This window comes from Bradyrhizobium sp. USDA 3650 (genome assembly GCF_054057395.1).
In genome coordinates, this window is the sequence record NZ_JBSRZG010000001.1 from 2,337,799 (window position 1) to 2,361,943 (window position 24,145).

General features: G+C 64.2%; 24 protein-coding genes. 7 read left to right on the plus strand and 17 right to left on the minus strand.

Annotation, left to right across the window (positions count from 1 at the left end; all coding sequences use genetic code 11):
• Positions 1-174: 174 nt before the first annotated feature.
• The 5 genes from ACVIN2_RS11095 to ACVIN2_RS11115 form a co-directional block, all read right to left on the minus strand.
• On the minus strand, positions 175-798 hold the full coding sequence (locus ACVIN2_RS11095) for a flavin reductase family protein (protein WP_027516354.1): 624 nt from the start codon (positions 796-798) through the stop codon (positions 175-177).
• A gap of 175 nt (positions 799-973) precedes the next feature.
• Positions 974-1,573, minus strand: a complete 600-nt coding sequence (locus ACVIN2_RS11100) for a TetR/AcrR family transcriptional regulator (protein ID WP_106945200.1) — start codon at positions 1,571-1,573, stop codon at positions 974-976.
• A 35-nt stretch (positions 1,574-1,608) separates the two neighbouring features.
• Positions 1,609-4,746, minus strand: coding sequence for an efflux RND transporter permease subunit (locus ACVIN2_RS11105; protein WP_456765649.1), 3,138 nt, complete (start codon positions 4,744-4,746; stop codon positions 1,609-1,611).
• Positions 4,747-4,926: 180 nt separating this feature from the next.
• Positions 4,927-6,033: an efflux RND transporter periplasmic adaptor subunit gene (locus ACVIN2_RS11110; RefSeq protein ID WP_456765650.1), complete on the minus strand. Its 1,107-nt coding sequence runs from the start codon at positions 6,031-6,033 to the stop codon at positions 4,927-4,929.
• Positions 6,034-6,253: 220 nt separating this feature from the next.
• On the minus strand, positions 6,254-7,585 hold the full coding sequence (locus ACVIN2_RS11115; protein WP_456765651.1) for an MFS transporter: 1,332 nt from the start codon (positions 7,583-7,585) through the stop codon (positions 6,254-6,256).
• A gap of 79 nt (positions 7,586-7,664) precedes the next feature.
• Here ACVIN2_RS11115 and ACVIN2_RS11120 point away from each other — a divergent pair, with 79 nt between their 5' ends.
• Positions 7,665-8,093: a ribosomal maturation YjgA family protein gene (locus tag ACVIN2_RS11120; protein WP_456769693.1), complete on the plus strand. Its 429-nt coding sequence runs from the start codon at positions 7,665-7,667 to the stop codon at positions 8,091-8,093.
• A 76-nt stretch (positions 8,094-8,169) separates the two neighbouring features.
• Here the strand turns inward: ACVIN2_RS11120 and ACVIN2_RS11125 are convergent, their stop codons facing one another.
• From ACVIN2_RS11125 to ACVIN2_RS11135, 3 genes are all read right to left on the minus strand, one after another.
• Entirely contained in the window at positions 8,170-9,333 is a 1,164-nt protein-coding gene (locus ACVIN2_RS11125) for a winged helix-turn-helix domain-containing protein (protein WP_456765652.1), read from the minus strand.
• Positions 9,334-9,448: 115 nt separating this feature from the next.
• On the minus strand, positions 9,449-9,703 hold the full coding sequence (locus tag ACVIN2_RS11130; protein ID WP_456765653.1) for a hypothetical protein: 255 nt from the start codon (positions 9,701-9,703) through the stop codon (positions 9,449-9,451).
• Between the two features lie 120 nt (positions 9,704-9,823).
• A complete protein-coding gene (locus ACVIN2_RS11135; protein ID WP_456769694.1) occupies positions 9,824-10,069 on the minus strand; it encodes a hypothetical protein in 246 nt (81 codons plus the stop codon).
• Between the two features lie 508 nt (positions 10,070-10,577).
• Between ACVIN2_RS11135 and ACVIN2_RS11140 the strand changes: the two genes are divergently transcribed.
• A complete protein-coding gene (locus ACVIN2_RS11140) occupies positions 10,578-11,219 on the plus strand; it encodes an OmpA family protein (RefSeq protein WP_456765654.1) in 642 nt (213 codons plus the stop codon).
• 57 nt (positions 11,220-11,276) lie between these two features.
• On the opposite strand, the gene ACVIN2_RS11145 is transcribed toward ACVIN2_RS11140, so the two are convergent.
• Positions 11,277-12,707: a phospholipid carrier-dependent glycosyltransferase gene (locus ACVIN2_RS11145; RefSeq protein ID WP_456765655.1), complete on the minus strand. Its 1,431-nt coding sequence runs from the start codon at positions 12,705-12,707 to the stop codon at positions 11,277-11,279.
• Between the two features lie 51 nt (positions 12,708-12,758).
• Between ACVIN2_RS11145 and ACVIN2_RS11150 the strand changes: the two genes are divergently transcribed.
• Complete coding sequence (locus tag ACVIN2_RS11150) at positions 12,759-13,460, plus strand: FecR family protein (RefSeq protein WP_456765656.1); 702 nt, start codon at positions 12,759-12,761, stop codon at positions 13,458-13,460.
• A 2-nt stretch (positions 13,461-13,462) separates the two neighbouring features.
• Complete coding sequence (locus ACVIN2_RS11155; RefSeq protein WP_456765657.1) at positions 13,463-14,599, plus strand: hypothetical protein; 1,137 nt, start codon at positions 13,463-13,465, stop codon at positions 14,597-14,599.
• Between the two features lie 156 nt (positions 14,600-14,755).
• On the opposite strand, the gene ACVIN2_RS11160 is transcribed toward ACVIN2_RS11155, so the two are convergent.
• The 3 genes from ACVIN2_RS11160 to ACVIN2_RS11170 all read right to left on the minus strand — a co-directional run bounded on the left by ACVIN2_RS11160 (position 14,756) and on the right by ACVIN2_RS11170 (position 16,359).
• Positions 14,756-15,244, minus strand: coding sequence for a VOC family protein (locus ACVIN2_RS11160; RefSeq protein ID WP_456765658.1), 489 nt, complete (start codon positions 15,242-15,244; stop codon positions 14,756-14,758).
• A gap of 42 nt (positions 15,245-15,286) precedes the next feature.
• Positions 15,287-15,715, minus strand: coding sequence for a VOC family protein (locus ACVIN2_RS11165; RefSeq protein ID WP_456765659.1), 429 nt, complete (start codon positions 15,713-15,715; stop codon positions 15,287-15,289).
• A gap of 131 nt (positions 15,716-15,846) precedes the next feature.
• On the minus strand, positions 15,847-16,359 hold the full coding sequence (locus tag ACVIN2_RS11170; RefSeq protein WP_456765660.1) for a cupin domain-containing protein: 513 nt from the start codon (positions 16,357-16,359) through the stop codon (positions 15,847-15,849).
• Between the two features lie 127 nt (positions 16,360-16,486).
• On the opposite strand from ACVIN2_RS11170, the gene ACVIN2_RS11175 reads away from it, so the two are divergent.
• Positions 16,487-16,705: a CsbD family protein gene (locus ACVIN2_RS11175; RefSeq protein WP_007606928.1), complete on the plus strand. Its 219-nt coding sequence runs from the start codon at positions 16,487-16,489 to the stop codon at positions 16,703-16,705.
• Positions 16,706-16,773: 68 nt separating this feature from the next.
• Here the strand turns inward: ACVIN2_RS11175 and ACVIN2_RS11180 are convergent, their stop codons facing one another.
• The 5 genes from ACVIN2_RS11180 to ggt all read right to left on the minus strand — a co-directional run bounded on the left by ACVIN2_RS11180 (position 16,774) and on the right by ggt (position 22,982).
• Positions 16,774-17,238 (minus strand): FKBP-type peptidyl-prolyl cis-trans isomerase, encoded by a 465-nt coding sequence (locus tag ACVIN2_RS11180; protein WP_007606926.1) that lies wholly within the window; start codon positions 17,236-17,238, stop codon positions 16,774-16,776.
• Positions 17,239-17,298: 60 nt separating this feature from the next.
• Positions 17,299-19,590 (minus strand): xanthine dehydrogenase family protein molybdopterin-binding subunit, encoded by a 2,292-nt coding sequence (locus tag ACVIN2_RS11185; RefSeq protein WP_456765661.1) that lies wholly within the window; start codon positions 19,588-19,590, stop codon positions 17,299-17,301.
• A gap of 2 nt (positions 19,591-19,592) precedes the next feature.
• Positions 19,593-20,609 carry an FAD binding domain-containing protein gene (locus ACVIN2_RS11190; RefSeq protein WP_456765662.1) on the minus strand — a complete coding sequence of 339 codons (1,017 nt, stop codon included), beginning with the start codon at positions 20,607-20,609 and terminating at the stop codon, positions 19,593-19,595.
• A 4-nt stretch (positions 20,610-20,613) separates the two neighbouring features.
• On the minus strand, positions 20,614-21,228 hold the full coding sequence (locus tag ACVIN2_RS11195; RefSeq protein ID WP_456765663.1) for a (2Fe-2S)-binding protein: 615 nt from the start codon (positions 21,226-21,228) through the stop codon (positions 20,614-20,616).
• Positions 21,229-21,395: 167 nt separating this feature from the next.
• Positions 21,396-22,982, minus strand: coding sequence for a gamma-glutamyltransferase (gene ggt / locus ACVIN2_RS11200; protein WP_456765664.1), 1,587 nt, complete (start codon positions 22,980-22,982; stop codon positions 21,396-21,398).
• 184 nt (positions 22,983-23,166) lie between these two features.
• Here ggt and trhO point away from each other — a divergent pair, with 184 nt between their 5' ends.
• Positions 23,167-23,934, plus strand: coding sequence for an oxygen-dependent tRNA uridine(34) hydroxylase TrhO (trhO, locus tag ACVIN2_RS11205; protein WP_456765665.1), 768 nt, complete (start codon positions 23,167-23,169; stop codon positions 23,932-23,934).
• The gene (locus ACVIN2_RS11210; RefSeq protein ID WP_007606917.1) at positions 23,924-24,142 is read left to right on the plus strand and encodes a SlyX family protein; all 219 of its coding nucleotides are present in this window, start codon (positions 23,924-23,926) and stop codon (positions 24,140-24,142) included. Before trhO ends, ACVIN2_RS11210 begins: the two co-directional genes overlap by 11 nt.
• Positions 24,143-24,145: the final 3 nt, after the last annotated feature.

Below are 24,145 nucleotides of genomic sequence, written 5' to 3' on the forward strand. Positions count from 1 at the left end.
TCGGCGCGGTGATCGGGCATTTTAGCGGAAAGTGGCCGGCGGCGGTGAACACTTCGCCTGCGAAAAGACGCGAATTGACGCGGCCGGGCAGCCGCCCAGGGCCATAACGGCCGAGGCGTAGTGGCAGTTCCGGGAGAGGAGCGCGGCGAAAAGCGGGAGCCGAGAGCGACCAGATCAGTCCGGCCGGACCATCTCGAACATGTTTTCCGGCTTGATCTCGAAATAATCACCGCTGCGGCCGGCGCGGACAATCGGGCGGGCGGCGGCGGTCTGGTAGACGCCATCCTTGATCATGGCCTTGTCGATGTGGACGGCGACAACCTCGCCGAGCGTCAACCAGGCATTGGCTTCCTTGCCGTCGGCGCCCTTGAGCCGGACGATATCGGACACCTTGCATTCGAAGGCGACCGGACTCTCGCCCACGCGCGGCACGTTGACGAGCCTGCCGGGCACGGCGGTGAGGCCGGCGACCTCGAACTCGTCGACCTCAGGGCCAACATGCGCCGCGGTCGCGTTCATGTGCCTGGCCAGGTCCATGGTGGCGAGATTCCAGACGAACTCGCCGGTCTGCTGGATGTTCTCGACCGTGTCCTTCCAGTTTGTGGAGGAGAAACCGATGATCGGGGGGACATAGCAGAACGCGTTGAAGAAGCTGTAGGGCGCGAGGTTGACATGGCCTTTGGTGTCGCGCGACGAGATCCAGCCGATCGGCCGCGGCGCGACGATGGCGTTGAAGGGATCGTGCTTGAGGCCGTGGCCCTTGGCGGGCTCGTAGAAGTGTAGGTCTTTGTCGGTCACGCGCTTTTTCCTTCTCGTCATTGCGAGCGCAGCGAAGCGATCCAGAATCCCTGTGCGGAGACAGTCTGGATTGCTTCGCTGCGCTCGCAATGACGGAGTGTGTGGATCCGTCCTGGGCCGTCCCGGCCGATAAATCCGAGGGCAGCCTGCTTATAGGAGGAAATCCGACGCCGCGTCAGTGCCGCGGGGACAATCCCGCGATGACGAAATCGATCATCTGGTCGATGGTCGGGCCCGGCTTAGTGGCGCACTGGGCGATCATCTGGGGGTGGAAAAAGCGCATCATCGCGGTGCAGGCGCACAGCGCGGCCAGTTGCAGGTCCGGCGCCTCGAACTCGCCGGAGGCCGCGCCTTGCGCGATCATCTGGCCGATGACCCCGGCAATGCACTCCATGTGGTTGACGCAGACGTCCCAGTCCTCCTGCATCGCGATCTCGACCATCTCGTGCAGCTTATTGTCGCCGACATAGCGCTCGGTGTTCATACGATTGATGGTGGTGAGCAGTTCGCGGAAGCGCGGCAGTACCGGACCGGGCCTCGCCACGATCCGCTGCGCTTCCAGCTCGACCTCGCCCATCAGCGAACGGGCCACCGCCTGATGAATCGCCTTCTTCGATTCGAAGAAGCGATAGACGTTGGCGGGGCTCATCTTGAGCTCCTTGGCGATGTCCCCGACCGTGGTCTTGAGATAACCGATCTGGCGGAACAGCCGCTCGGCCACCTCAAGAATACGATCCCGGGTGTCCCCTTCGATATGTTCCGAAACCAGTGTCATCTGTCAGGACTCGTCAATCAGCAGTTCATCTTCACTTATTCAGCCGCCTCAGCAAGCGGAATTGCGTTCTGGTCATCGCTCCCATGCTGCGGCGCGGCAGGCTGCTCGGGCGTACCTGCCTCATCCAGGCTCTTGCGGAACCAGAGGGCATAGAGGCCCGGCAGGTACAGCAGCGTCAGGAAGGTCGCGACGAACAATCCGCCCATGATGGTGATCGCCATCGGGCCCCAGAACGCCGAGCGCGACAGCGGGATCATGGCGAGGATGGCGGCAAGCGCCGTCAGCACCACCGGACGGGCGCGGCGGACGGTGGCCTCGACGATCGCTTCGCGGCGGGTCAGGCCATGCGAAACGTCGGTCTCGATCTGATCCACGAGGATGACGGCGTTGCGCATGATCATGCCGGCGAGCGCGATCAGGCCGAGCAGCGCCACGAAGCCGAACGGGGCGTTGGCGATGTTGAGCCCGAAGGAGGCGCCGACGATGCCGAGCGGCGCGGTCAGGAACACCAGGATCAGGCGCGAGAAGCTCTGCAGCTGGAACATCAGCAGCGTCAGCATCACCATGACCATCAGCGGGAAGAGAATGAAGATCGAGGCGTTACCCTTGGCCGATTCCTCGAACGCGCCGCCCGCTTCGATGCGGTAGGCCGGCTCGAGATTGTCCTTGATCGCCTTCAGCTTCGGCGCGATCTGGCCGGTGACGTCGGGCGCCTGCACGCCGTCGACGACGTCGGAGCGCACGGTGATTGCCATGTCGCGGTTACGCCGCCACATGATCGGCTCCTCGTGGGCATACTCGATCTTGGCGATCTGCTGCAGCGGCACGGCCACGCCGTTGCGCGAGGTGATGGTGAGATCGCCGACTGCGCCGAGGTCGAGCCGTTCGGACGAGACGGCGCGCGCGACCACGCCGACCTTTTCGATGCCGTCGCGCACGGTCGTCACCTGCGAGCCCGAGATCAGCATCGACAGCGCCTGCGACACGTCCTGCGGGGTCAGGCCCATGGCGCGGGCGCGATCCTGGTCGACGACGAGCTTGAGGTAAGGCGACTGCTCGTTCCAGTCGAGCTGGACGTCCTTGACGCTCTTGTTCTGCCGCATGACGTCGCGAACCTGGTAGGCGATCTCGCGCACCTTGTTGGCGTCGGGGCCGATGACGCGAAACTGCACGGGAAAACCAACGGGGGGACCGAAATTGAAGCGGTCGACGCGCACGCGGGCCTCGTTGAGCGCGCCGTCGGCAACAGCGCTTTCAAGCTTGGCCTTGATGCGCTCGCGCGCCTCGACGCCCTTTGCGACGATGACGATTTCGGCGAAAGCCTCGTTCGGAAGCTGCGGATTGAGGCCGAGCCAGAAGCGCGGCGAGCCCTGCCCGACATAGGCCGTGTAGGTCTCGATGTCCTTGTCGTCCTTGAGCATGGTCTCGGCCTTCTTCACCGCCTTTTCCGTGACGTTGAAGGCGGTGCCCTCGGGCAGACGAAGCTGCAGGAACAGCTCGGGCCGCTCGGACAGCGGGAAGAACTGCTGCTGGACGTGGCCGAAGCCGACGATCGAGGCGATGAAGACGCCGACGGTCGCAGCGACCACGGTGATGCGGTGATTGACGCACCACTGCACGATGGCGCGCAGGCCACGATACATGCGGGTCTCGTAGACCGCGTGCGGATCGTGATTGTGATGCACCTTGATGTTGGGCAGCAGCATGACGCCGATATAGGGCGTGAAGATCACCGCCACGAACCAGGACGCGACCAGCGCGATCGCCACGATCCAGAAGATGCTGCCGGCATATTCGCCGACCGCGGAATTGGCAAAGCCGATGGGGAGGAAGCCAGCGGCCGTGACCAGCGTTCCCGTGAGCATCGGAAACGCAGTGGACTCCCAGGCAAAGGACGCCGCACGCATGCGGTCCCAGCCCTGCTCCATCTTCACCACCATCATCTCGACAGCGATGATGGCGTCATCCACCAAGAGGCCGAGCGCGATGATCAGCGCACCGAGCGTAATGCGGTGCAGGTCGAGCGACATGGTGTTCATGACGACGAAGACGATGCCGAGCACCAGGGGCACCGACAGCGCGACCACGATGCCGGTGCGCCAGCCGAGCGCCAGGAACGACACGAACAGCACGATGACGAGGGCTTCCATGAAGGAGTGCACGAATTCGCTGACGGCGTGCTCGACCACCTTGGGCTGGTCGGCGATCAGCTTGATGTCGACGCCCTGCGGCACCGCCTTCATGAATTCAGCCGTCGCCTTCTCGACCTCCTTGCCGAGATCGAGGATGTTGGCGCCCTTGGCGGTGACGACGCCGATGCCGATCGCGGCCTTGCCTTCCTGGCGCACGATGAAGCTCGGCGGGTCGACGTAGCCATGGGTGACAGTGGCGATGTCGCCGAGGCGGAACACGCGGCCATTGCTCTCGACCGGAGTTTCGGCGACGGCCTTGGCGCCGTCGAGCGCACCGGTGACGCGCAGCGGCACGCGTTGAGAGGAGGTCTCGACCGTGCCGGCCGGCGTCACGTTGTTCTGCTTTGCCAGCGAATCGAACAGCGCCTGCGGCGTGATGCCAAGGGTGGCGAGCTTGGCATGGCTGAACTCGACGAAGATGCGCTCATCCTGGTTGCCGTAGACGTCGACCTTGGTCACGCCCGGCACCTTCAGGAGGCGCTGACGGAAACCCTCCGAGACCTTCTTGAGCTGGGCGTAGTCGGCGCCGTCGCCGGTCATCATGTAGAGGATGGAATCCACGTCGGAGAATTCGTCGTTGACGACGGGCCCGAGAATCCCCGCGGGCAGCTGGCCCTGCACGTCGGCCAGCTTCTTGCGCAGCAGATAAAAGAGATACGGCACGTCTTTCGGCGGCGTGGAATCGCGGAAGGTGACCTGGAGCGCGGTGAAGCCGGGCTTGGAATAAGTCTGCACCTTCTCGAAGTAGGGCAGCTCCTGGATCTTCTTCTCGATGGGATCGGCGACCTGCGCCTGCATTTCCTGCGCGGTCGCGCCCGGCCAGAGCACGGAGACGTTGACCACCTTGACCGTGAAGAACGGATCCTCGGCCCGGCCGAGCTTCTGATAGGAGAAGAACCCGGCGACGCCGAGTATGAGCATCAGGAACAGGATCAGCGTCGGATGGCTGACGGCCCAGGCCGAAAGATTGAAGCGCTTCATCGCACTCTCCAAAGATGATCCGGTTGCAAAAAAAAGACAGCCACCCTGTTCAACGCGTCGTCGCGAGGCAGCGAAGCAATCCAGGGGGCTGGGCAGGTTCTGGATCGCTTCGCCGCTTCAGCCAAAGCATTTGCGCTCGGGCCGAAACTCACCTCACACGACGTAACTCGTAAGCGAGACTTAAAAGGACAGTGACGACACGATCCGCACCCTCTGGGCCGGATCGAGCTTCTGCACACCGAGGGCGACGATCTTGGCGCCCTCTTCGACACCGCCGGTGACGACGACGTCGTTGCTCTCGTAGGACTTCACCGTCACCGGCTTCAGCGTGACCCCGCCGTTGTCGTCGACGACGTAGAAAGACGGTTTGCCGCCTTCGTTGAACAGTGCCGACAGCGGCAGCCGCGCGACGCGCTCGGTCGCAGCGTCGGACAGCGTCAGCGTCGCGGTCATGCCGAGCGAAACCTTGTCGTCGGCCTCGGGCAGCGAAAATTTGGCGAGATAGGTGCGCGTAGCGGGATCCGCGGTGGGCGCGATCTCGCGCAGCTTGGCCGTATATTTCTTGCCCGGCTCCGACCAAAGAGTGACGCTGGCGGCGCCCGATTTGGCACGTCCGACCAGCGTCTCAGGGATCGCGACGACCGCTTCCTTTTCGGCAAAGCGGGCGACACGGATCGAGGTCTGGCCTGCGGCAACCACCTGGCCAGGCTCGATCAGCGTTGCAGTGACGACGCCACGGGCGTCGGCGTTGAGCGTCGCGTAGGAAAGGGAATTGTTCGTCAGCTCGACCGAGCGCTCGGCCCGGTTCAGGCGGGCGCGGGCCTCATCGGCGGCGGCGCGGCTCGAATCCAGCTGCGCGTCGGTAGTCCAGCCCTTGGCCTTCAAATCCTTGGCGCGCTGCTCGGCGGCGGCGGCCTGGGCCAGCACGCCGGTCGCAGCGGTCTGCTCGGCCACGGCTTGCTCGGCCTGGAGCTTCAGATCGACCTCATCGAGGACCGCGAGCGGCTGGCCGATTTCGACGGTCTGGCCGACTTCGACCAGACGCTTGGCGACCTTGCCGGCGACCCGAAAGCCCAGATCGCTCTCGATCCGCGGCCTGATGGTGCCGACGAAGCTGCGCTCGGGCTTTTCGGCATCGTAGTGCGCAGTGGCGACAAGAACCGGCCGCGGCGGCTCGGCCTTTTCAGCGACGGTGTCATTGCACCCCGCGAGGGCGGCAGCCATCAACGCCAGCGAAACACCAGCCAAGAGCCTCGAATAGCTGGATAAAACGGATCGGACGAACATCGGAGGACACTCCCTCGGCTGCAATGAGAGGAATGTCAACTAATCACTGATGAAAGTCAATATTCGTCAGTCATCAGGAAAGCGTGATCGTTAAGAGGTGGTAACCTCCGCGGTTGCCCTTGGCGGAAGTCTGGGCTGTTAGAAGAAAGCGTCGCGCCGCGGGCCCTCCGGAGGGCCAGGCGGAAATGGGCCCTGGCTTTCGCCAGGGCGATTTTCGAGGCTACCGCCCCTGTTCGGCGAACTCGTGCTTGCTGTCGTGGCCGCCGATGAAGACCAGGATGCCGGCGATCAGCGGCAGCACCGCGAGCACGAACAGTCCGCTCGAGGTCTGGCCGGTGGCTTCCTTGACCCAGCCGATCAGATAGGGCCCGCCGAAGCCGGCGAGATTGCCGATCGAGTTGATCAGGGCGATGGCGCCGGCCGCCGCCGTGCCGGAGAGCCAGGCGGTCGGCAGGGTCCAGAACACGCCGAAGCAGCAGAACACGCCGATCGCGGCGACCGTCAGCACGATCATGGTCAGGGTGGGATCGGTGAGATAGCTGGAGACGCCGAGCGCGATGGCGGTGAGCAGCAACGGCGCGCCGACATGCATCACGCGCTCGCGCGTTGCGTCCGAGTGCCTCGCCCACAGGATCATCGCGATGGTGCCGAACAGATACGGGATCGCGGTGACGAAGCCGGTCTGGGCGTTGGTGAGGCCGAACGCCTTGACGATCTGCGGCAGCCAGAACTGCATGCCATAGAGCGCGCCGACGAAGCCGAAATAGACCAGGGCGAGCATGATCACCTTCGGTGAGGTCAGCGCCTCACTGAGCGACAAATGCTTCACCGCCTGCTTGGCCGCGATCTCGGCGTCGAGCTTGGTCTTGAGCCAGGCTTTCTGCTCGGCCGTGAGCCAATCCGCCTTCTCCGGCCTGTCGGTGAGATAGAACCAGGTGACGATGCCGAGCAGCACGGAAGGAATGCCCTCGATGATGAACAGCCACTGCCACCCCTTCAGGCCCATCGCGCCGTCCAGCCCGAGCAGCAGGCCGGAGACCGGGGCGCCGATCACAGTAGAGACCGGCACGGCGATGGCGAAGGCCGCAAGGAAGCGGGCGCGATATTCGGCCGGATACCAATAGGTGAGATAGAGGATGATGCCCGGGAAGAAGCCGGCTTCGGCGACGCCGAGCAGAAAGCGCAGCACGTAGAAGCTCGTGACGCCGCTCGTGAGCGCCATCAGCGCCGAGATGATGCCCCAGGTCACCATGATGCGGGCGATCCAACGGCTGGCGCCGAACTTCTCCAGCGCCAGATTGCTCGGCACCTCGAAGATGAAATAGCCGATGAAGAAGATGCCGGCGCCCCAGGAGAAGATCAGCGGCGTGAATTTCAGCTCGGCATTCATGGTCAGCGCAGCGAAACCGAGATTGACGCGGTCGAGATAGGAGAAGAAGTAGGCCAGCACCAGGAACGGGATCAGGCGCCAGGAGATGGCGCGGATCGTCGAGGTCTCGATTTCCGACTTGGCTGCGCCGGTCGAACCGGCATAGGTCGTGGTCTGGCTCATGGCTTCCCCCGGGGTTGTTGCTTTTATGGGCTGATCCGGGGTTTTGAGCATCGCCGCAAAAGAGTCAATGGAGCAAGCAATGCATCAGGCGCAACCGGTCAAACCCATTGCGCCGCTACGGACATCGCTGATCCGCGCCGGTCTGGCGCTGGCCGTGATCGCATGCGGATTGTCATTGCGCTGGTACGGCTTTCCGCTCGGCCTTTCCGCCTTCGTGGTGAAGTACGGCGGCTCGCTGCTATGGGCAACGATGGTGTTTCTGCTGGTCGGCGTTTTGCTGCCAAGGCTGTCACGGGCGCAGATCGCAGCCATCGCAATGGCGATCGCAGTCGTGGTGGAGTTTTCCCGGCTGGTGCATACGCCATGGCTCGACGCGTTCCGGCTGACCACGGCCGGAGCGTTGCTGCTTGGGCGCATCTTCTCGCCGTGGAATTTGCTGGCTTACGCGGTCGGGATTGCGTTCGGCGTTTGGATTGATCGATTGGCGGCGATGCGTAGGGTGGGTTAGCGCAGCGTAACCCACCAACCTCTGCGTCTGCGAAAACAGACTGTGGTGGATTACGCTTCGCTAATCCACCCTACGATCAGTCGGCCAGTTGAAACCGCTCGAACCGATCGAGCTCCTCCTCGATCTTCCGTTTGAGCTCCTTGCGCCCCGCGGTCTTCTTCCCCTCGCCGACCCAGGTCCATTTCTGCATCAGCAGCTTCTTTGCCTGCCGGTCGGTCTTCAGATCGAGCGCGGCGACGATCTCGTCCCCGACCAGCACGGGGAGCGCGAAATAGCCGAGCTTGCGTTTGGCCTTCGGCACATAGGCCTCGAACAAATGGTTGTAGCCGAAGATGAGATTGGTGCGCTTGCGCTGGATGATCAGCGGATCGAACGGCGAGAGGATATGGACGAGATCCGGCGGCGCGCGCTCGCCCGGCTCAAGCGCAGAAGGCAGTGCCCAGTGCTCCTGCTTGCCGGCACCGTCGATGGCGACAGGCACGAGCTCGCCACGGCGGACGCGCGAGGCGATCAGGGCAGCCACCGCCGGCTTGCGCGGCGCGTCGAGATGGCAGACCGAATCGAGGCTCACGACACCTTGCGATCGCAGCGCGCGATCGAGCAGATAGGCCGTAATGTCCTTTGCCGATGCCGGCTTCGGCAGCTTGTCCCAGCCGAAATGGCGCGTCATCAGCTCATAGGTCTTGAGCATGCCCTGTCGCTCGCTGACGGTCACGGCACCGGTATAGAAGGCGAGCTGCAATGCCCGCTTCGAGGGCTTTCGGCTTTGCCAGAGATGCTCCTTCTCGGTGAGCACGTCGTCCTCGATGTCGCGGATCGTCAGCGGACCGGCGCGCACCAGCCGCATCACCTTGCGCATGTCGGCCGGCTTCACCGAGGCGAACCATTTGTGCCCCTCGCGGCGGTGCTCGCGCATCGCCGGCAGGAAGAAGCGGAAGTCGCCGGCCGGCACATAGGACAACGCATGCGTCCAATATTCAAACACGCTCTTGTCGACGCTCTGGGCGTGGCGCAGGTCGGCGCGGCGGTAGGACGGGATCCGGCTGAACAGGATGTGGTGATGGCAGCGCTCGATCACGTTGATGGTGTCGATCTGCACATAGCCGAGATGGGCGACCGCATCTGAGACGGCTTGCGCGCCGTCACCGAACGGCGCGCGCTCGTCCAGCCGCTGGGCATGAAGCCAGATTTGCCGGGCCTGTTTCGTGGTGATTGGAATCGGTTTGGGCGCGCGGGACATTGCAGGAGGGAATGTAGCGGAATTCGCGCCGGGAGAAAGAAGCGGACCGGATTCAGCAAAAGAAAAGCCGCGCTGCCATCTGCTGACAGCGCGGCCGCTTGGCGTGGCCGAGGCCCTATTTCATCATCATGGCTTTCTGCGCCTTCATGTAATGCATGCAGCCGCCCTTCATCTTGCCATTGCTCATATCGGTATTGGCCATGGCCATTTCCTTGTTGGCCGCGACCTTGGCCGGGGTATCGGCCGTGCCCATCATCATGGCTGTCGATTTCATCATGTTATCGCCGGTGCACGCCATCATGGCGGCGGATGCCGGTGAAAGGGAAAGCGTGAACGCGACAAAAGCGGCGGCTGTGAGCAAGATCTTCATCGAAAAGTCTCCTCCGTAAAACGAAACCGGCGTCATGCCGGCCTTCGCAATACGTATTCTCCGGCGAAGACGTTTCGGGGAGAAGACAATTTTTCTTGCTGCGCTGCGAAGGCGGAGGGCTCAGCGGCCAGCTTTCGGGGCTTTGGACCGGTCGCCAACGCTGCCTGTTGCGACATCGGGTTCACACGAGGCCTTGCCGCGCTCCTCCGCCTGGCAGCGATAGACACTGCCGGTGAGACGATCGACCAGCCACATATTCTCGTCGGTCGGCGCTTGAAGCCCGACATAGCGGGAGGTCAGCCCCGTGATCAGGGTCGACAGCAGGATCGCCACCGCGATCATCGCCGCGCCGACGTAGATGGGCATGGAGCTCAGGGACACGGACCGATCCGGCGGACCACTGCGATAGAACTGGTAATCACTCGGCCTCGGCACTGGATGGAACTCGGCTCCCTTCGTTGCGCTTGTCGGAGGCTCCGCCCTAGGCGTCCATCTGGCCGAAAAATTGTCCGCAGACAGGCCATCACGCGACGGCTTTGCGACAATCGGTCAGCACAGGTTTCCCTGAGTGAACCGGGCCCCGGCCCCCGAGCGGCACCTGGGCGCGCGGTCCTCAGTGATGCGGATCACGACAGGACTGCGACGGCTCGAACGCTCGCCGGGCAGCGTGCGACCACTCTCTTCACGCGCCAGCGTCCGTCCTCGGAGTGGACCGCGGGGCGGCCCTCCACGAAACCCGAAACCGCTCGAAATTCGCTGCCATGGCCCCGGAGGGCCCCGTTTCCACCGTGACCAAGATCACACCAGGGCTTTTGAACCTGCCCTATGCTTGCAGCATCAAATAGCCATCAGGCGTCACAACGAGGATACGACAATGACCCGTTTCAATAAGTCTTTTGCACTGAAGGCGATGACCCTCTCGGCACTTCTGTCGATGACGGCCGGCTTGGCTATGGCCGGCGACGGCAATGTCTCGACCAACCAGATCCTGGATGCATTGAAGCCGAAGTCGACGACCCGCGGCCTGTCCGCAGGTCCGCAGGTCGATCCGGCCGTGCAGGCCAAGGAATCGACGTTCCTGAACACCGTGCGCAACCGCTCGACGCGGTCGCTGTCGACGGGCGAGCGCGAGCAGATTGCCGAGCTCGCCGCGACCAAGCCGAAGATCGATCTGGAGATCCAGTTCGACTACAACTCGGCCGACATCGCCCAGACGTCAGTGCCGTCGGTGCAGGCGCTCGGCAAGGCGCTGTCCGACCCCTCGCTGAAGGGCTCGACCTTCGTGGTCGCCGGCCACACCGATGCGGTCGGCACCGAGGGATACAATCAGGGGCTCTCCGAGCGGAGGGCTGACACCATCAAGAAATATTTGGTGCAGAATTACGGCCTCACCGGCACCGATCTCGTCACCGTCGGCTACGGCAAGACCAAGCTGAAGGACACCGCCAACGGCGCCGACCCGATCAACCGCCGCGTTCAGGTCGTGAACATGGACACCAAGACCGCGTCGAAGTAATTCCCAGGTCATCGCCCATAAAGGCGCCGCCTGCCGTTCCCCCGGCAGGCGGCGATGTCATATCCAGCTTTGGAAGAGCATCAGCCGGTTGAAGGTCTGCATCGATGTGCCGACGAAGGCCGCCGAGATCGGCAGCATGGCGGCAAAGCCTGCTGCCGCGACCGCGACATAGGCCCACAACAGCCAGCGTGGCAGACCGTCCCGGCGCAGCACGTAGACCAGTGCAAGCGACGCCACGGTCGCGGCCGGCAGATAGTAATAGATGAAGGCGAGCGTGCGCGGCAGCAACGCCCAGGCGAGCCAGGATCCGAAATAGAAGGCCACGATCAGGAACGCATCCCGGCGGCGCGCGACGACGAAGTCGCGCAGCACGACGGCGAGCGCGAGCAGCGCCGGCCACAGCACCAGGGGGTTACCGAGGAAGACGACCGCGGAGACATTGTCGTCCGCGCCCTTGTCGAACAGGAACCACACCGGGCGCGCGAGCAGCGGCCATGACGGCCACGCGCTCATATAGGTGTGGCCGGCGATGGCAGTGGTGGTGTTGTCGGCGAAGATCCGGCGCTGCGCCTCGACCAGATCCGGCAGCGACACGCCGTAGAGCGGGACGAAGGCCGCAAGATATGTCGCCACGGGCAGGACGACGAAGCAGAGCACGACGTGATGTAGTCTGAAGTCGGGCCAGAGATCGGGCCGGTACCAATCCCCCGGCTTCGCGTCGGCAAACATAGTGTGCCAGCCCTGCATCAGGCGGATCACCGCGACGATGACGATGCAGATTCCGAGCGGAAACAGGCCGCTCCATTTGCAGGCCGCAGCACAGCCGAACAGGCTGCCGGCAGCCGCGAACATTGCGTGAGGCCGGTCCTTTCGAAAACCGTGCATGAAGGCGGCAATTGCGAGCAGGCCGAAGCCGAGCGCAAAAATGTCGAGCATCGCGACGCGCGCCTGCACGTACAGCATCTGGTTGCAGCCGGCGATCAGCGCAGCGGCGATCGCAGGCCCTTGCGCGGCGAACAGTGCGAGGCCGCACAGATAGATCGCGACGATCGCGAGGGCGCCAAACAACGCCGCGGGATAGCGCCAGCCCAGCGCGGTGTCGCCGAAGACCGCGATCGATAGCGCGATCAGCTCTTTCGCCAATGGCGGATGCATCGGATTGAGCATCGGCTGCGACATCGATGGTGCCAGCATCTGCCGCGCCGCTGGCACGTAGTGCACTTCGTCGAAGACGAACTTCTCCGGCGTCGAGAGGCCGACCAGCAATGCGAGATGCGCGACCAGGAAAATCGCGACAGCAATCACTGCGCTCCGCGACACCTTCGGAACCGCCGGCAAGTCGAGGCGCATTTGTGGGGATGTTTTGCGTGGCAAATTTGCGTCACCGCGGAGAATAATAGAGATCGCAGTTTTCATTGAACGCATTCTGCCGCAACTGTCACTAAGCATAACGCAGGTCTCGCGCTGCTTGTGATAATTCCGCCACATCGCAAGCGCGCCTGATCCGGTACGATCAGGGACACATCGATCGGTTGCGAAATGAATTTGCGTTTCTGGCTTTTCTCCACGCTCTTCTCGACCGCCTTTTGCGTGGCCCCTTGCGCGCAGGCGCAGACGCGCGTCGGTGAAGCCGTCGTGATTCAGAATGAAGTCGTTCGCGTCGCCACGACAACGACGCCGATCAGCGTCGGCGACAGCATGCTGCGGGACGAGACCGTGCGCACCGGCGCCGGCAGCGCGGCGCGCTTCGTGATGGCCGACAGCACCAATCTGTCGCTCGGTCCGAGCGCGACGCTCAAACTCGACCGCACCGTCTTCAACGACGAGCACAGCTATCGCGACGTCGCAATCCGCATGACGACCGGCGCATTCCGTTTCGTCACCGGACATTCCGAGAAGACCGCCTACAAGATCACGACCCCGCTCGCGACCATCGGCGTGCGCGGAACCACGCTCGATATCCTGTCCCAGCGCGGCCGCTCGGTCGTCGTGCTGCAGGACGGCGCCGCCAGTGTCTGCACGACGAGCCAACAATGCGTGCAGCTCACCCAGCCCGGCGACACCGCAATCATCACCTCGACCGGCGGCAAGGTCTCTATCAGTAAAACCAATACGCCGCCCTGGACCTTTGCCGCGACCTGTGCCGCGAGCGCGGGACTGTGCGCGGTCAACCAATATGCGGACGCATCGCCGACCATCACGCCCGCCGTCCATGACGACGGCATGCTGTGCGGACGCTGAAGATGGCGAAATCCACTAATGTCATGCGCTTCACGCTCGCGAGCGCGCTGACCGCCGTGGCTGCGTTTGCGTTTGTCGCGTTCGATGCCCGTCCGGCGGCAGCAGAGCCGACGCCAACCCCGGCGCCGAGCTATTCCCCCTCGCCGACGTCGACCTACAGCCCCTCGCCCTCGCCCAGCCCCTACCCGTCATCGTCGCCGAGCCCTTTTCCGTCCTCCTCGCCGAGCCCGACGCCGACGCCAACCGGCGCGGATTCCAGCGGCGGCTCGATCGGCGGCCTTGCCAATCAGCGCTTCAACCAGATGATCACCAACCGGGTGCTCGGCACGGTGCTGCTCGGCGTCAACGAGCAGGTCAATTGCAGCAACTGCGTCAGCGCGTTCGGCTCCGCCGGCTCGTTCTCGGCCGGCATCCACGGCCGCAAGGAGCTGACCAACAATCTGTCGCTGCTCGCCGGCATCGCCTACACGCAATACAGCGAAGGCGGCTACAACATCACCAGCGCGCCGATCGGCGCATTCGCGCTACGCTATGACTTCACCGACTGGGGCTCGTCGCGTCCATTCTTCGACGTCGGCACGATCCTGACGCCGTGGGAGAAGGCGCGCTACACCCGCAGCTACAACACCAGCCTCGGCCCGGTGAGCGTCACGAGTTCGACCAACGCCGCGAACTACGCCGTCTACGGTCGCGCCGGCTGGATAAGTCGCGTGTCGCCCCGCGACGAGGTCGCCGCCTCGATCGAGGTCTGGCAGCTCTGGCAGCGCGTCTCGGGCTACACCGACAGCGCAGTGGCGTTCAATCCGTTCGACGCCAGCATCGCGACCGGCACCGACCGCACCAGCCTGGTCAAGATCGGCGCGCAGTGGACGCATCTCTACGGCAGCAATATCGAGGCCAACATCAACGGCGGCTGGGTGCAGTCATTCGCTGGCCATAGCGGCATCGTCGCTAGCGTGACCGGCGACGGCACGGTGGTGCCGACCATGGGCAACCAGGGCTGGTTCGAATATGGCGGCCGGCTAGGCTTCCGCGTGCAGAAGGGCTGGATCGTCGACCTGTTCGCCAACGGCACGCTCGGCCCGCAGCCGGTGGGCAACACCATCCATGGCGGCGTGGGGCTGCGGATCAATTATTAGCGGCGGGCCTTCGCCTCAAATTCCGCTGTCATGCCCCGGCTCGACCGGGGCATCCAGTACGCCGCGGCCTATCGATTGACCAACGACCGTCTCGGCGTACTGGATCGCCCGGTCAAGCCGGGCGATGACAGTGAGTATGTGGCAAGGGCACGCCCTTCACGCCGCCGACTTGCCTTCGAACGCGCGGCGCACGGTTTCCACGTCCAGCTTGACCATCTTCATCATGGCCTGCATCGCGCGTGCGGCAGCCGCCTTGTCGGGGCTCGAGAGGAATTCGAACATCACCTTCGGCACGACCTGCCAGGCCACGCCCCAGCGATCCCTGAGCCAGCCGCACTGCTCTGCCTTGCCACCATGGGCCAGAAAGGCATTCCAGACGCTGTCGACCTGGGCCTGATCGTCGCAATGGATCATCAGCGAGATCGCGTGGGTGTATTCCATTTTCATGCCGCCGTTGAGCGCGACCAAAGGCTGTCCCGCCACTGAGAACTCGACGACGAGCACGGAGCCTTCCTTGCCGGACGGGCCATCTGAAACGTTGCGCTGAACGTGCGTGATCGCCGAATTCGGCACGAGCGAGACGTAGAACTTCGCGGCTTCCTCGGCATCGCCGTTGAACCACATGCAGGGCACGAGCTTGGACATCGTGAATGCTCCTCTTCGGTTTCTTGCTATCGTGGGCTCAGATCAGGCGTTCGCCATGTCGGACTGCGCCGCGAAGGCTGCCATGTCCATCCAGTTCACGCCCCACATGTGGCCGTCCGGATCCTCGAAGCTGCGGCCGTACATGAAACTGTATTCGTCCTTCGGGCTGGGATCGGCCGCCCCGCCTGCAGCCGCGGCCCTGCTGACGATATCGTCGACCTCGGTCCGGCTATCGGCGGACAGGCAGAACAGCGCCTGGTTTGAGGTCTTCGCATCCGAGATCGGCTTCGGCGTGAACTGACGGAATTTCTCGTGGGTCGTCAGCATCGCGTAGATGGTCTCGGAAAAGACCATGCAGCTCGCTGTTTCGTCGCTGAATTGCGGGTTCCTGGTCGCACCGACCGCCTCGTAAAAGGCAGTGGCGCGCTTGAGGTCGGTCACGGGCAGATTGAGGAAAATCATCCTGGGCATCGGAGCTCCTTGGGCGGGGTTCTGCCCAAGGACGGACGGCCAGGCGGCGATCCGACACGGCTTCCGGATCTTTTTTTGGACCTTGCCTGCGAGGTTCTGTCGCACAGAACCCGCTGGCTTTCAGGCGCTTCTCACTTCTTCTCGTTCGGATCGCGGTGAATGGGATCGACCCACAGCACGGTCTCGGGCTTCTCGATCGGCTCGATGTCGAGGTTGACCGCGACCGCCTCGCCGTCGCTGCGCACCAGGACGCATTCCAGCACCTCGTCCGCGCTGGCGTTGATCTCCTGATGCGGCACATAGGGCGGGACGAAAATGAAGTCGCCGGGGCCGGCTTCCGCGGTGAATTGCAGGCTCTCGCCCCAGCGCATCCGCGCCTTGCCCTTCACCACGTAGATGACGCTTTCGAGATGGCCGTGGTGGTGCGCACCGGTCTTGGCGTCGGGCTTGATGCTGACGGTGCCCGCCCACAATTTCTGCGCACCGACGTGCGCGAAATTGATCGCGGCCGCGCGGTCCATGCCCGCCGTCGACGGCACGTTGGTATCGAGCTGGTTGCCGGGAATGACGCGCACGCCGTCATGTTTCCACCGATCGTCGTGATCGTGGTCATGGTGGGAATGCGAATGGTCATGGCCGGTCATGGGATTGCTTTCTGTTGGTTCCGTGCGCGGCAAACTAACCCAAAGCCGCGACATCGAGCCACAACAAAATCGGAACCCTCATAGCCGTCGAACGTTGTCCTAGCGAGCAAAACGCAAGGAGAGTTTCATGGGTAGCACGACCGACAAGATCAAGGGCACCGCAAACGAGGCAATGGGCAAGGCCAAGCAGGGCGTCGGTGAAGCCACCGGGTCCGAGCGCCTGAAGGGTGAAGGTGCAGTCCAGGAAGTGAAGGGCAAGGGCCAGCAGGCCATGGGCGACGCCAAGGATGCCGCGAAGGATGCGGTCGATCGCGCAGCCGCTGCGGCCAAGCGCGCGACGGAATAAGACGAGATAACACCGTCGCACTGAAAGCGAAAAGACCGGCCGAGGGGCCGGTCTTTTTGTTTGCGGGCTTACTTCACCCCGAGCAATTCCACGTCGAACATCAGCGTCGCGTTTGGCGGGATCACGCCGCCTGCGCCGCGGGCGCCATAGCCGAGCTGCGGTGGAATGATCAGCGTACGCTTGCCGCCGACCTTCATGGAGGCAACACCCTCGTCCCAGCCGGCGATGACGCGGCCCTTGCCGATCGGGAATTCGAACGGCTCGTTGCGGTCGACCGACGAATCGAATTTCTTGCCCTTCTGGCCGTTCTCGTAGAGCCAGCCGGTGTAGTGCATCACGCAGATCTGGCCGGGCTTGGGCGAAGCGCCGGTGCCGGCGACGCTGTCGGTGATCTGCAAACCTGAAGCTGTGGTCATGGTCTTCCCTGCGGTCTGGGCCGAGGCCGTGGTGGAAACGAAATCGGACACGCCGGCGATCACGGTGATCGCGAGTGCCGACATGATGGCGAGGAGCACGCGCTGTAAACGCTGCATAAGAGACCTTCCGTTTGAGGCGCAAGGTGTCTAGCGCAACGCCGACGCCGTTTCCACCCCTCACACCTCGATATTTTCGAGCCGCACGGGCAGCTTGCGGATGCGCCGGCCCGTGGCGTGATAGATCGCATTGCAGATCGCCGCATTGGTGCCGACATTGGCGAGCTCGCCGAGGCCCTTCACGCCTGCCGGGTTGATGTGATCGTCCTGCTCGGAAAGCAGGATCACCTCGACGCCGAGCACGTCGGCATTCACGGGCACGAGATAGTCGGCAAGATTGTCGTTGACGTAGCGTGCATTGCGCTCGTCGATCTCGGTGGCCTCCAGCAGCGCCGAGGACATGCCCCAGATCAGGCCGCCCATGAGCTGGCTGCGCGCCGTGCGCGGGTTCATGATGCGGCCCGCCGCGAACGCTCCCACCAGCCGGGGGCAGCGAATTTCATGGGTAAAGCGATTGACGCGGACTTCGACGAACTCGGCGCCGAAGGCGTAGGCGATCTTGTCCTTCATCTGATGGCCACCGACGAGCCGCGCGTGCCCGCTGTGCATCGCCGTGAAGGAATCCAGCGGCGCGCCTTCGGGCTTCCACTCGCCGTATTCCTCGACGATACCGACGCCGAGCGCGTCGAAGGCCTTCTCAAGATCGAGAGGACGATCGCTCTGCGCCGCCTGCGTGCTCGGCGCCTGGCTGATGCCGACAGTCTCCTTGGCCTTATCGGTGAGGCTGTCGCTCGGCATTACGGCCTTGAACAGCCTTTGACGAATCCGGTCGCACACCATCATTACCGCCGAGCAGGTGCTGGCAGTCGAGTTCGAACCGCCGGCAACAGGCGCCGGCGGCAGATCGCTGTCACCCAGGAAGACCGCGACCTTCTCCAGGGGCACGCCGAGCCGCTCGGCCGCGGTCTGGGCGATGACGGTATACGCACCGGTGCCGATCTCGTGACCGGCGATCTCGACCCGGGTACGGCCGTCGCGCTGGAGGCGAACGCGCGCGGCAGAGGGCGCCATCTGCGTCGGATAGCAGGTGGCGGCACAGCCATAGCCGACCAGCCAGTCGCCGTCCGACATCGATTTCGGCTGCGGCGAGCGCTGCGACCAGCCGAACGCCCTGGCGGCCTCGTCGAAGCACGCCATCAATGACCGCGACGTATAGGGCTTGCCGCCGATCGGCTCCATGGTGGTGTCGTTGATGCGGCGGAGCTCGACGGGGTCCATGTTCAGCTTCACCGCGAGCTCGTCCATCGCGCTCTCCAGCGCGAAGAGATACGGAACCTCCGGCGGGGAGCGCATGAAGCCGGGCGTATTGCGGTCGGCGCGCACGATCGACACCAGACTGGCGACGTTCGGGCAGGCATAGAGCCGCGTCGTGGTCTTGGTGCCGCCGACGCAATAGGGATCCGGGCGCGACGAAACCTCCGCGCCGTCGTGCCTCAAGGCCACCAGCTTGCCGTCCCGACCCGCACCAAGCCTGATCTCATGGCGCGTCTCGGCGCGGTAGGTGGCGATGGTGAACCCCTGGTCACGGGTCGGCACCAGCTTGATCGGCCGGTTCAGGCGTTTGGCAATGCCTGCGATGATGGCGGTGCGGGGCGTCATCGAGCCGCGCGACCCAAAGCCGCCGCCGACATAGGGATTGACGACGCGGACCTTGTCGGCGTCGATGCCGAGCTGCTCGGCGACGCCGTTCTTCAGGCCGTACACATACTGGCTGCCCTCGTAGATGACGAGCTCGTCGCCCATCCAGGCGCAGCTCGTCGTAAACAGCTCCATCGGGTTGTGGTGCTGGGTCGGCGTTTCATAGGAGGCGGTGAGCTTGACCTCGGCCGCGTCGAACGCCTTTGCGAAATCGCCGACCTCCGGGTCTTCCTTGAACTGTGCGTTCTGTCCCTTTGCCGCTGCCGTGGTGGTCCCTGGCGACTCGAAGCTCGCACTCGGCGCTACGGCCGTGTAGCTGACCTTGACGCGATTGGCGGCTTCGCGCGCCGCCTCGTAACTCTCGGCGATGACGACGGCGATGATCTGGCCGTCATGGGCGATGTCCGCCGATTTCAGCGGCTGGATCGTTGTGCCGGCATAGCCGCCATTGCTGAACAGTTTCGATTCCTTCAGCTTCGGAGCGTTGTCGTGCGTGACGATGTCGATCACGCCGCGGACCCGCCTGGCATCGTCGAGATCGAAACTGTCGATGCGGCCCTTGGCGATGGCGCTCGTGACCAGGACTGCGTAGGCTGGATTGTCGAGCGGCATGTCGGACGCATAAGTCGCCCGGCCCGTGACCTTTGCGGCCGCGTCATAGCGCGGCACGGGACGGCCCATGTTTGCTTTCGGCTCGGGAGCTGCAGCGGTCATGATCAGATCTCCATCGTTACGGCCTGCTGGAGCGCGCGCGCCACCACGCGCCTGCCGAGCGCGATCTTGAAGCCGTTGTGCCGGCGGCTCCTGGCGTCGGCAAACGCGGCATCGGCCACACGCTGCGCCAGACCGTCGTCGAATGTCTGTCCCTTCAGCAGCGCCTCCGCCTCGCGCGCCCGCCACGGCACGGTGGCGACGCCGCCGAGCGCGACACGCGCGTCCCTGATCGCGCCATCCTGCACGTCGAGCGCGACCGCAGCCGACGACAGCGCGAACTCGTAGGACTGACGGTCGCGCGCCTTGAGATACACCGAGCGCGGCCAGCGGCCGGGAATGGAGAACGCAGAGATCAGCTCACCGGGCCGAAGCGTGGTCTCGATGTCCGGCGTCTTGCCGGGTGCCTTGTGCAAGCCTGCGAAGGGCAGGTTGCGCGTGCCGGACCTGCCGGTGATCTCGACCATCGCATCGAGCGCGATCAGGGCCTGCGCAAAATCGCCGGGATAGGTCGCGATGCACTGATCGGACGTGCCGAGCACCGCATGCATGCGATTGACGCCATCCATCGCGGCACAGCCCGAGCCAGGATTGCGTTTGTTGCAATTCTCATAGGAGACATCACGGAAATAGCTGCAACGCGTTCGCTGCATCACGTTGCCGCCGAGCGTCGCCATGTTGCGCAGCTGGGCGCTGGCGGCGAGCTTCAGGGAATTCGCGATCACCGGATAGTTGCGCTGGATCTCGGCATGCGCGGCCACGTCGGACATCTTCGCCAGCGCGCCGAGCCGCAAGCCGTCACTGCCGAGCTCGATCGCCGACCAGCTGCGCGCAAGCGGATTGATATCGACGATCGCGGCGGGCCGCATCACGTCGAGCTTCATCAGGTCGATCAGCGTGGTGCCGCCCGCGAGCGGCTGCGCTGTAGCCTTGGTCAGCGGATTGTTCGCAGCCGCGGCAGCACTGAGCGCCTGCACGGCCATGTCGGGGTCTGTTGCCCTTTGATATGAAAACGGTCGCATGCGCCTAGCCTTTCATGATCTCGGGCGCGGCCTGCTTCACGGCGGCGACGATGTTGGGATAGGCGGCGCAGCGGCAGATGTTGCCGCTCATGTATTCGCGGATGTCGGCCTCGCTGCCCGCATGCCCCTCCTTGACGCAGGCCACGGCGGACATGATCTGGCCCGGCGTACAATATCCGCATTGAAACGCGTCGTTGTCGACGAAGGCCTGCTGCATCGGATGCAGATGATCGTCGGTGGCAAGGCCTTCTATCGTCGTGATCTCCTGCCCCTCGGCGGCGAGCGCGAGCGTCAGGCACGAGACCACGCGTCGATCGTCGATCAGCACCGTGCAGGCACCACATTGGCCGTGGTCGCAGCCCTTTTTGCTGCCGGTGAGCTTGAGATGCTCCCGCAGCGCGTCGAGCACCGTCGTGCGCGAGTCGATGTGCAGGCGCTTGTCCTTGCCATTGACCCGTAGCGTGACATCGACCGGAAGCGCCGGATCCTGGGCGGCCGCCACGCTCGCATCCTGCGCGGCCGCACGCGCCGTCATCGGGACCAGCGCACTGCCGGCAGCGCCCGCCATGAAGGCGCGCCGATCGAATCCGGATGGTCCGGAACCTGGTTTTTCGGACATGGAGGGCCTCCGCCGCTTCGGGCAAGCAGCGCACGCCTGCACCGCTCATCGGCCCTTAACCTGAAGCAATGAGCTCCGTTCCGAACGAGAAAGGGCGACGCAGCAAATGCCGCGTCGCCCCTTCGTCAACTTTTCCTGATCTTGCGCCGGGAACCTGTGCGCGGCGGTCAGTACCCGAGCGCGCAACCGTCCTTGCGCGGATCGGAACCGCCGGTGAGCGTGCCCTTGTCCCAGTCAATCCAGATCGCCTGCGCGCCGCCGAGCGGACCGACGACGCTGGTGGTCTTGTGGCCGAGTTTCTTCAGGCCTTCGACGATCTCGGCCGGCACGCTGTCCTCGAGCTGGTACTGGCCCTCGTAATGCAGGCCGCGAGGCATATCGATCGCCTCCTGCACGTCGCAGCCATAGTCGAGAATGTTGGTCACCACATGGGTCTGGCCAACCGGCTGATACTGTCCGCCCATCACCGCGAACGGCATCACGGAACGGCCGCCCTTGGTGAGCAGGCTCGGCATGATCGTGTGCAGCGGGCGCTTGCCGCCGGCGATGCAATTCGGATGGCCGGGCTGGATGCGGAAGCCGCCGGCGCGGTTCTGGAGCAGAACCCCGGTCTTGTTCGAGACGATGGCCGAGCCGAAGGAATGCGCGACCGAGTTGATGAACGAGCAGACGTTGCGGTCCTTGTCCACGACAGTGATGTAGATGGTCGAGGGATTCATCGGCGGCGCGACGTTCGGCAGGTCGAGCATGCCGTCCATGCGGATCTTGTCGATGTGCTCGTTGCAGTATTCCTTGGCGAGGATCTTGGCGACCTCGACCTGCATATGCTCGGGATCGGCGACATGCAGCTCGCGGTGCATGTAGGCGATGCGCGCGGCCTCGGCTTCGAGGTGGAAACGCTCGACGCTGAGCGGCGCGTATTTGGTCAGGTCGAACCGCGACAGGATGTTCAACATCAGCAGCATGGTGAGGCCCGGTCCGTTCGGCGGGCACTGCCAGACGTCGTAGCCCTTGTACATGGTGCCGATCGGCGTCGTCGTTTCGGTGGTATGCGCGGCGAAATCGTCGAGCGTGTGCAGGCCGCCGATTCCGCGCAGGGTCTCCACCATGTCTTCCGCGATCGGGCCCTTGTAGAAGGCGTCGCGCCCGTCCTTGGCGATCGCCCGCAGCGTCTTGCCGAGCTCGGCCTGGCGGATGACGTCGCCGGCCACCGGCGGCTTGCCGTGCGGCAGCAGATACCGCTCCGTGTTGGTGCCGGCCTTCAGCTTCTCGAACTGGTTCTTCCAGTCGAAAGCGATGCGGGGCGCGACGACGTAGCCTTCCTCGGCCGCCTTGATCGCGGGCTGAAGCAGCCGGTCGAAGCCGAACTTGCCGTGATCGCGCAAGACGGTCGCAAAGGCGTCGATCACGCCGGGGATCGAGACTGCATGCGCCGAGGTCAGCGGCACGGAGTTGATCTTGCGCTCGAGATACCAGTCGGCGTTCGCCGCCTTCGGGGCGCGACCGGACCCGTTATAGGCGATGATCTTACCCTCACCGCGCGGCTGGATCAGCGCAAAGCAGTCGCCGCCGATGCCGGTCGATTGCGGCTCGATCACCCCGAGAATGGCCGAGCCCGCGACGGCCGCGTCCACCGCCGTGCCGCCCTCGCGCAGCACCTCGATCGCGGCGAGCGACGCCTGCGGATGCGAGGTCGCCACCATCGCGTTGGTGGCGTGGACCGTGGACCTGCCGGGGAAATGGAAGTTTCTCATCGAATTCTTGCTCTCGTTGGGCGTCTGGCGCGGATGGCGCGCCGGCTCGGAAAACCGGGCCTACATGACACATTCCGGCCGGCGGGGGCAATGCTGGCATACCAGGGAAATGGCTGCCATCCGCTGGGAATAGAGCTGCTCGCTGCGGGTTTTCCGGGCGCGCTGCGCCTGCTAAACGGGCGCCATGATTTACAAGGTCGCCGCCTTCTACCAGTTCGCCGCCCTGCCCGATTACCGCGAGTTGCGCGAGCCGCTGCGCGCGTTCTGCGCCGGCCTTGCGCTGAAGGGCAGCGTGCTGCTCGCGCAGGAGGGCATCAACGGCACGGTCGCGGGCCCGGGCGAGGCGATCGACGCCCTCGCCCAAGAGCTCGCGCACGGCGACATGTTCAGCGGCAGGTTGAACAATCTCGAACTGAAGTTCTCGACCGCCGAGACAATGCCGTTCGGCCGGCTCAAGGTGCGGCTGAAGAAGGAGATCGTCACGCTTGGTGACGAAGCCGCCGATCCGACGCGGCAGGTCGGCACCTATGTCGATGCGGCCGAATGGAACGCGCTCATCGAAGAGCCCGACACGCTGGTGCTCGACACCAGGAACGCCTTCGAGGTGGCGATGGGGACGTTCGACGGCGCGCTCGACCCAGGCATCAGGAGCTTTGGCCAGTTCAAAGATTTTGCGGCCGAGCAGCTCGATCCCGCCAAACACCGCAAAATCGCGATGTTCTGCACCGGCGGCATCCGCTGCGAGAAGGCGAGCGCGCACCTGCTCGCGCGCGGCTTTGCCGAGGTCTATCACCTCAAGGGCGGCATTCTCAAATATCTGGAAGAGGTGCCGGAGGCCGAGAGCCGCTGGCGCGGCGAATGCTTCGTGTTCGACGAGCGCGTCGCGCTTGGCCATGGTTTGCAGCAACTTGGCTCGCCCGAACGAAATAAGGACGCGGCACGTGACAAATGAGATCAAGACGCTCGGCGAGCGCATCGACACGCTGGAGACGCGCCTCGCCTATCAGGACGACGCGATCGAGACGCTGAACCAGACCATAACCGCGCAGTGGAAGCAGATCGACGCGCTGACGCGGAGGATCGCGGAGCTCGGCGAGCGGCTGCAGGAGGCCGAGGCGAATGCGCCGGGAGCCGCCAATGAGCGTCCGCCGCATTATTGAGCG

Excerpts from the sequence above, each read along its gene's own strand:
- ACVIN2_RS11140 (WP_456765654.1), top strand. The coding sequence starts at position 10,578 with ATGACCCGTTTCAATAAGTCTTTTGCACTGAAGGCGATGACCCTCTCG.
- ACVIN2_RS11150 (WP_456765656.1), top strand. The coding sequence starts at position 12,759 with ATGAATTTGCGTTTCTGGCTTTTCTCCACGCTCTTCTCGACCGCCTTT.
- ACVIN2_RS11145 (WP_456765655.1), bottom strand. The coding sequence starts at position 12,707 with ATGTGGCGGAATTATCACAAGCAGCGCGAGACCTGCGTTATGCTTAGT.
- ACVIN2_RS11175 (WP_007606928.1), top strand. The coding sequence starts at position 16,487 with ATGGGTAGCACGACCGACAAGATCAAGGGCACCGCAAACGAGGCAATG.
- trhO (WP_456765665.1), top strand. The coding sequence starts at position 23,167 with ATGATTTACAAGGTCGCCGCCTTCTACCAGTTCGCCGCCCTGCCCGAT.
- ACVIN2_RS11160 (WP_456765658.1), bottom strand. The coding sequence starts at position 15,244 with ATGTCCAAGCTCGTGCCCTGCATGTGGTTCAACGGCGATGCCGAGGAA.
- ACVIN2_RS11180 (WP_007606926.1), bottom strand. The coding sequence starts at position 17,238 with ATGCAGCGTTTACAGCGCGTGCTCCTCGCCATCATGTCGGCACTCGCG.
- ACVIN2_RS11185 (WP_456765661.1), bottom strand. The coding sequence starts at position 19,590 with ATGACCGCTGCAGCTCCCGAGCCGAAAGCAAACATGGGCCGTCCCGTG.
- ACVIN2_RS11190 (WP_456765662.1), bottom strand. The coding sequence starts at position 20,609 with ATGCGACCGTTTTCATATCAAAGGGCAACAGACCCCGACATGGCCGTG.
- ACVIN2_RS11100 (WP_106945200.1), bottom strand. The coding sequence starts at position 1,573 with ATGACACTGGTTTCGGAACATATCGAAGGGGACACCCGGGATCGTATT.
- ggt (WP_456765664.1), bottom strand. The coding sequence starts at position 22,982 with ATGAGAAACTTCCATTTCCCCGGCAGGTCCACGGTCCACGCCACCAAC.
- ACVIN2_RS11170 (WP_456765660.1), bottom strand. The coding sequence starts at position 16,359 with ATGACCGGCCATGACCATTCGCATTCCCACCATGACCACGATCACGAC.
- ACVIN2_RS11115 (WP_456765651.1), bottom strand. The coding sequence starts at position 7,585 with ATGAGCCAGACCACGACCTATGCCGGTTCGACCGGCGCAGCCAAGTCG.
- ACVIN2_RS11130 (WP_456765653.1), bottom strand. The coding sequence starts at position 9,703 with ATGAAGATCTTGCTCACAGCCGCCGCTTTTGTCGCGTTCACGCTTTCC.
- ACVIN2_RS11125 (WP_456765652.1), bottom strand. The coding sequence starts at position 9,333 with ATGTCCCGCGCGCCCAAACCGATTCCAATCACCACGAAACAGGCCCGG.
- ACVIN2_RS11165 (WP_456765659.1), bottom strand. The coding sequence starts at position 15,715 with ATGCCCAGGATGATTTTCCTCAATCTGCCCGTGACCGACCTCAAGCGC.
- ACVIN2_RS11155 (WP_456765657.1), top strand. The coding sequence starts at position 13,463 with ATGGCGAAATCCACTAATGTCATGCGCTTCACGCTCGCGAGCGCGCTG.
- ACVIN2_RS11105 (WP_456765649.1), bottom strand. The coding sequence starts at position 4,746 with ATGAAGCGCTTCAATCTTTCGGCCTGGGCCGTCAGCCATCCGACGCTG.
- ACVIN2_RS11110 (WP_456765650.1), bottom strand. The coding sequence starts at position 6,033 with ATGTTCGTCCGATCCGTTTTATCCAGCTATTCGAGGCTCTTGGCTGGT.
- ACVIN2_RS11135 (WP_456769694.1), bottom strand. The coding sequence starts at position 10,069 with ATGCCCATCTACGTCGGCGCGGCGATGATCGCGGTGGCGATCCTGCTG.
- ACVIN2_RS11120 (WP_456769693.1), top strand. The coding sequence starts at position 7,665 with ATGCATCAGGCGCAACCGGTCAAACCCATTGCGCCGCTACGGACATCG.
- ACVIN2_RS11195 (WP_456765663.1), bottom strand. The coding sequence starts at position 21,228 with ATGTCCGAAAAACCAGGTTCCGGACCATCCGGATTCGATCGGCGCGCC.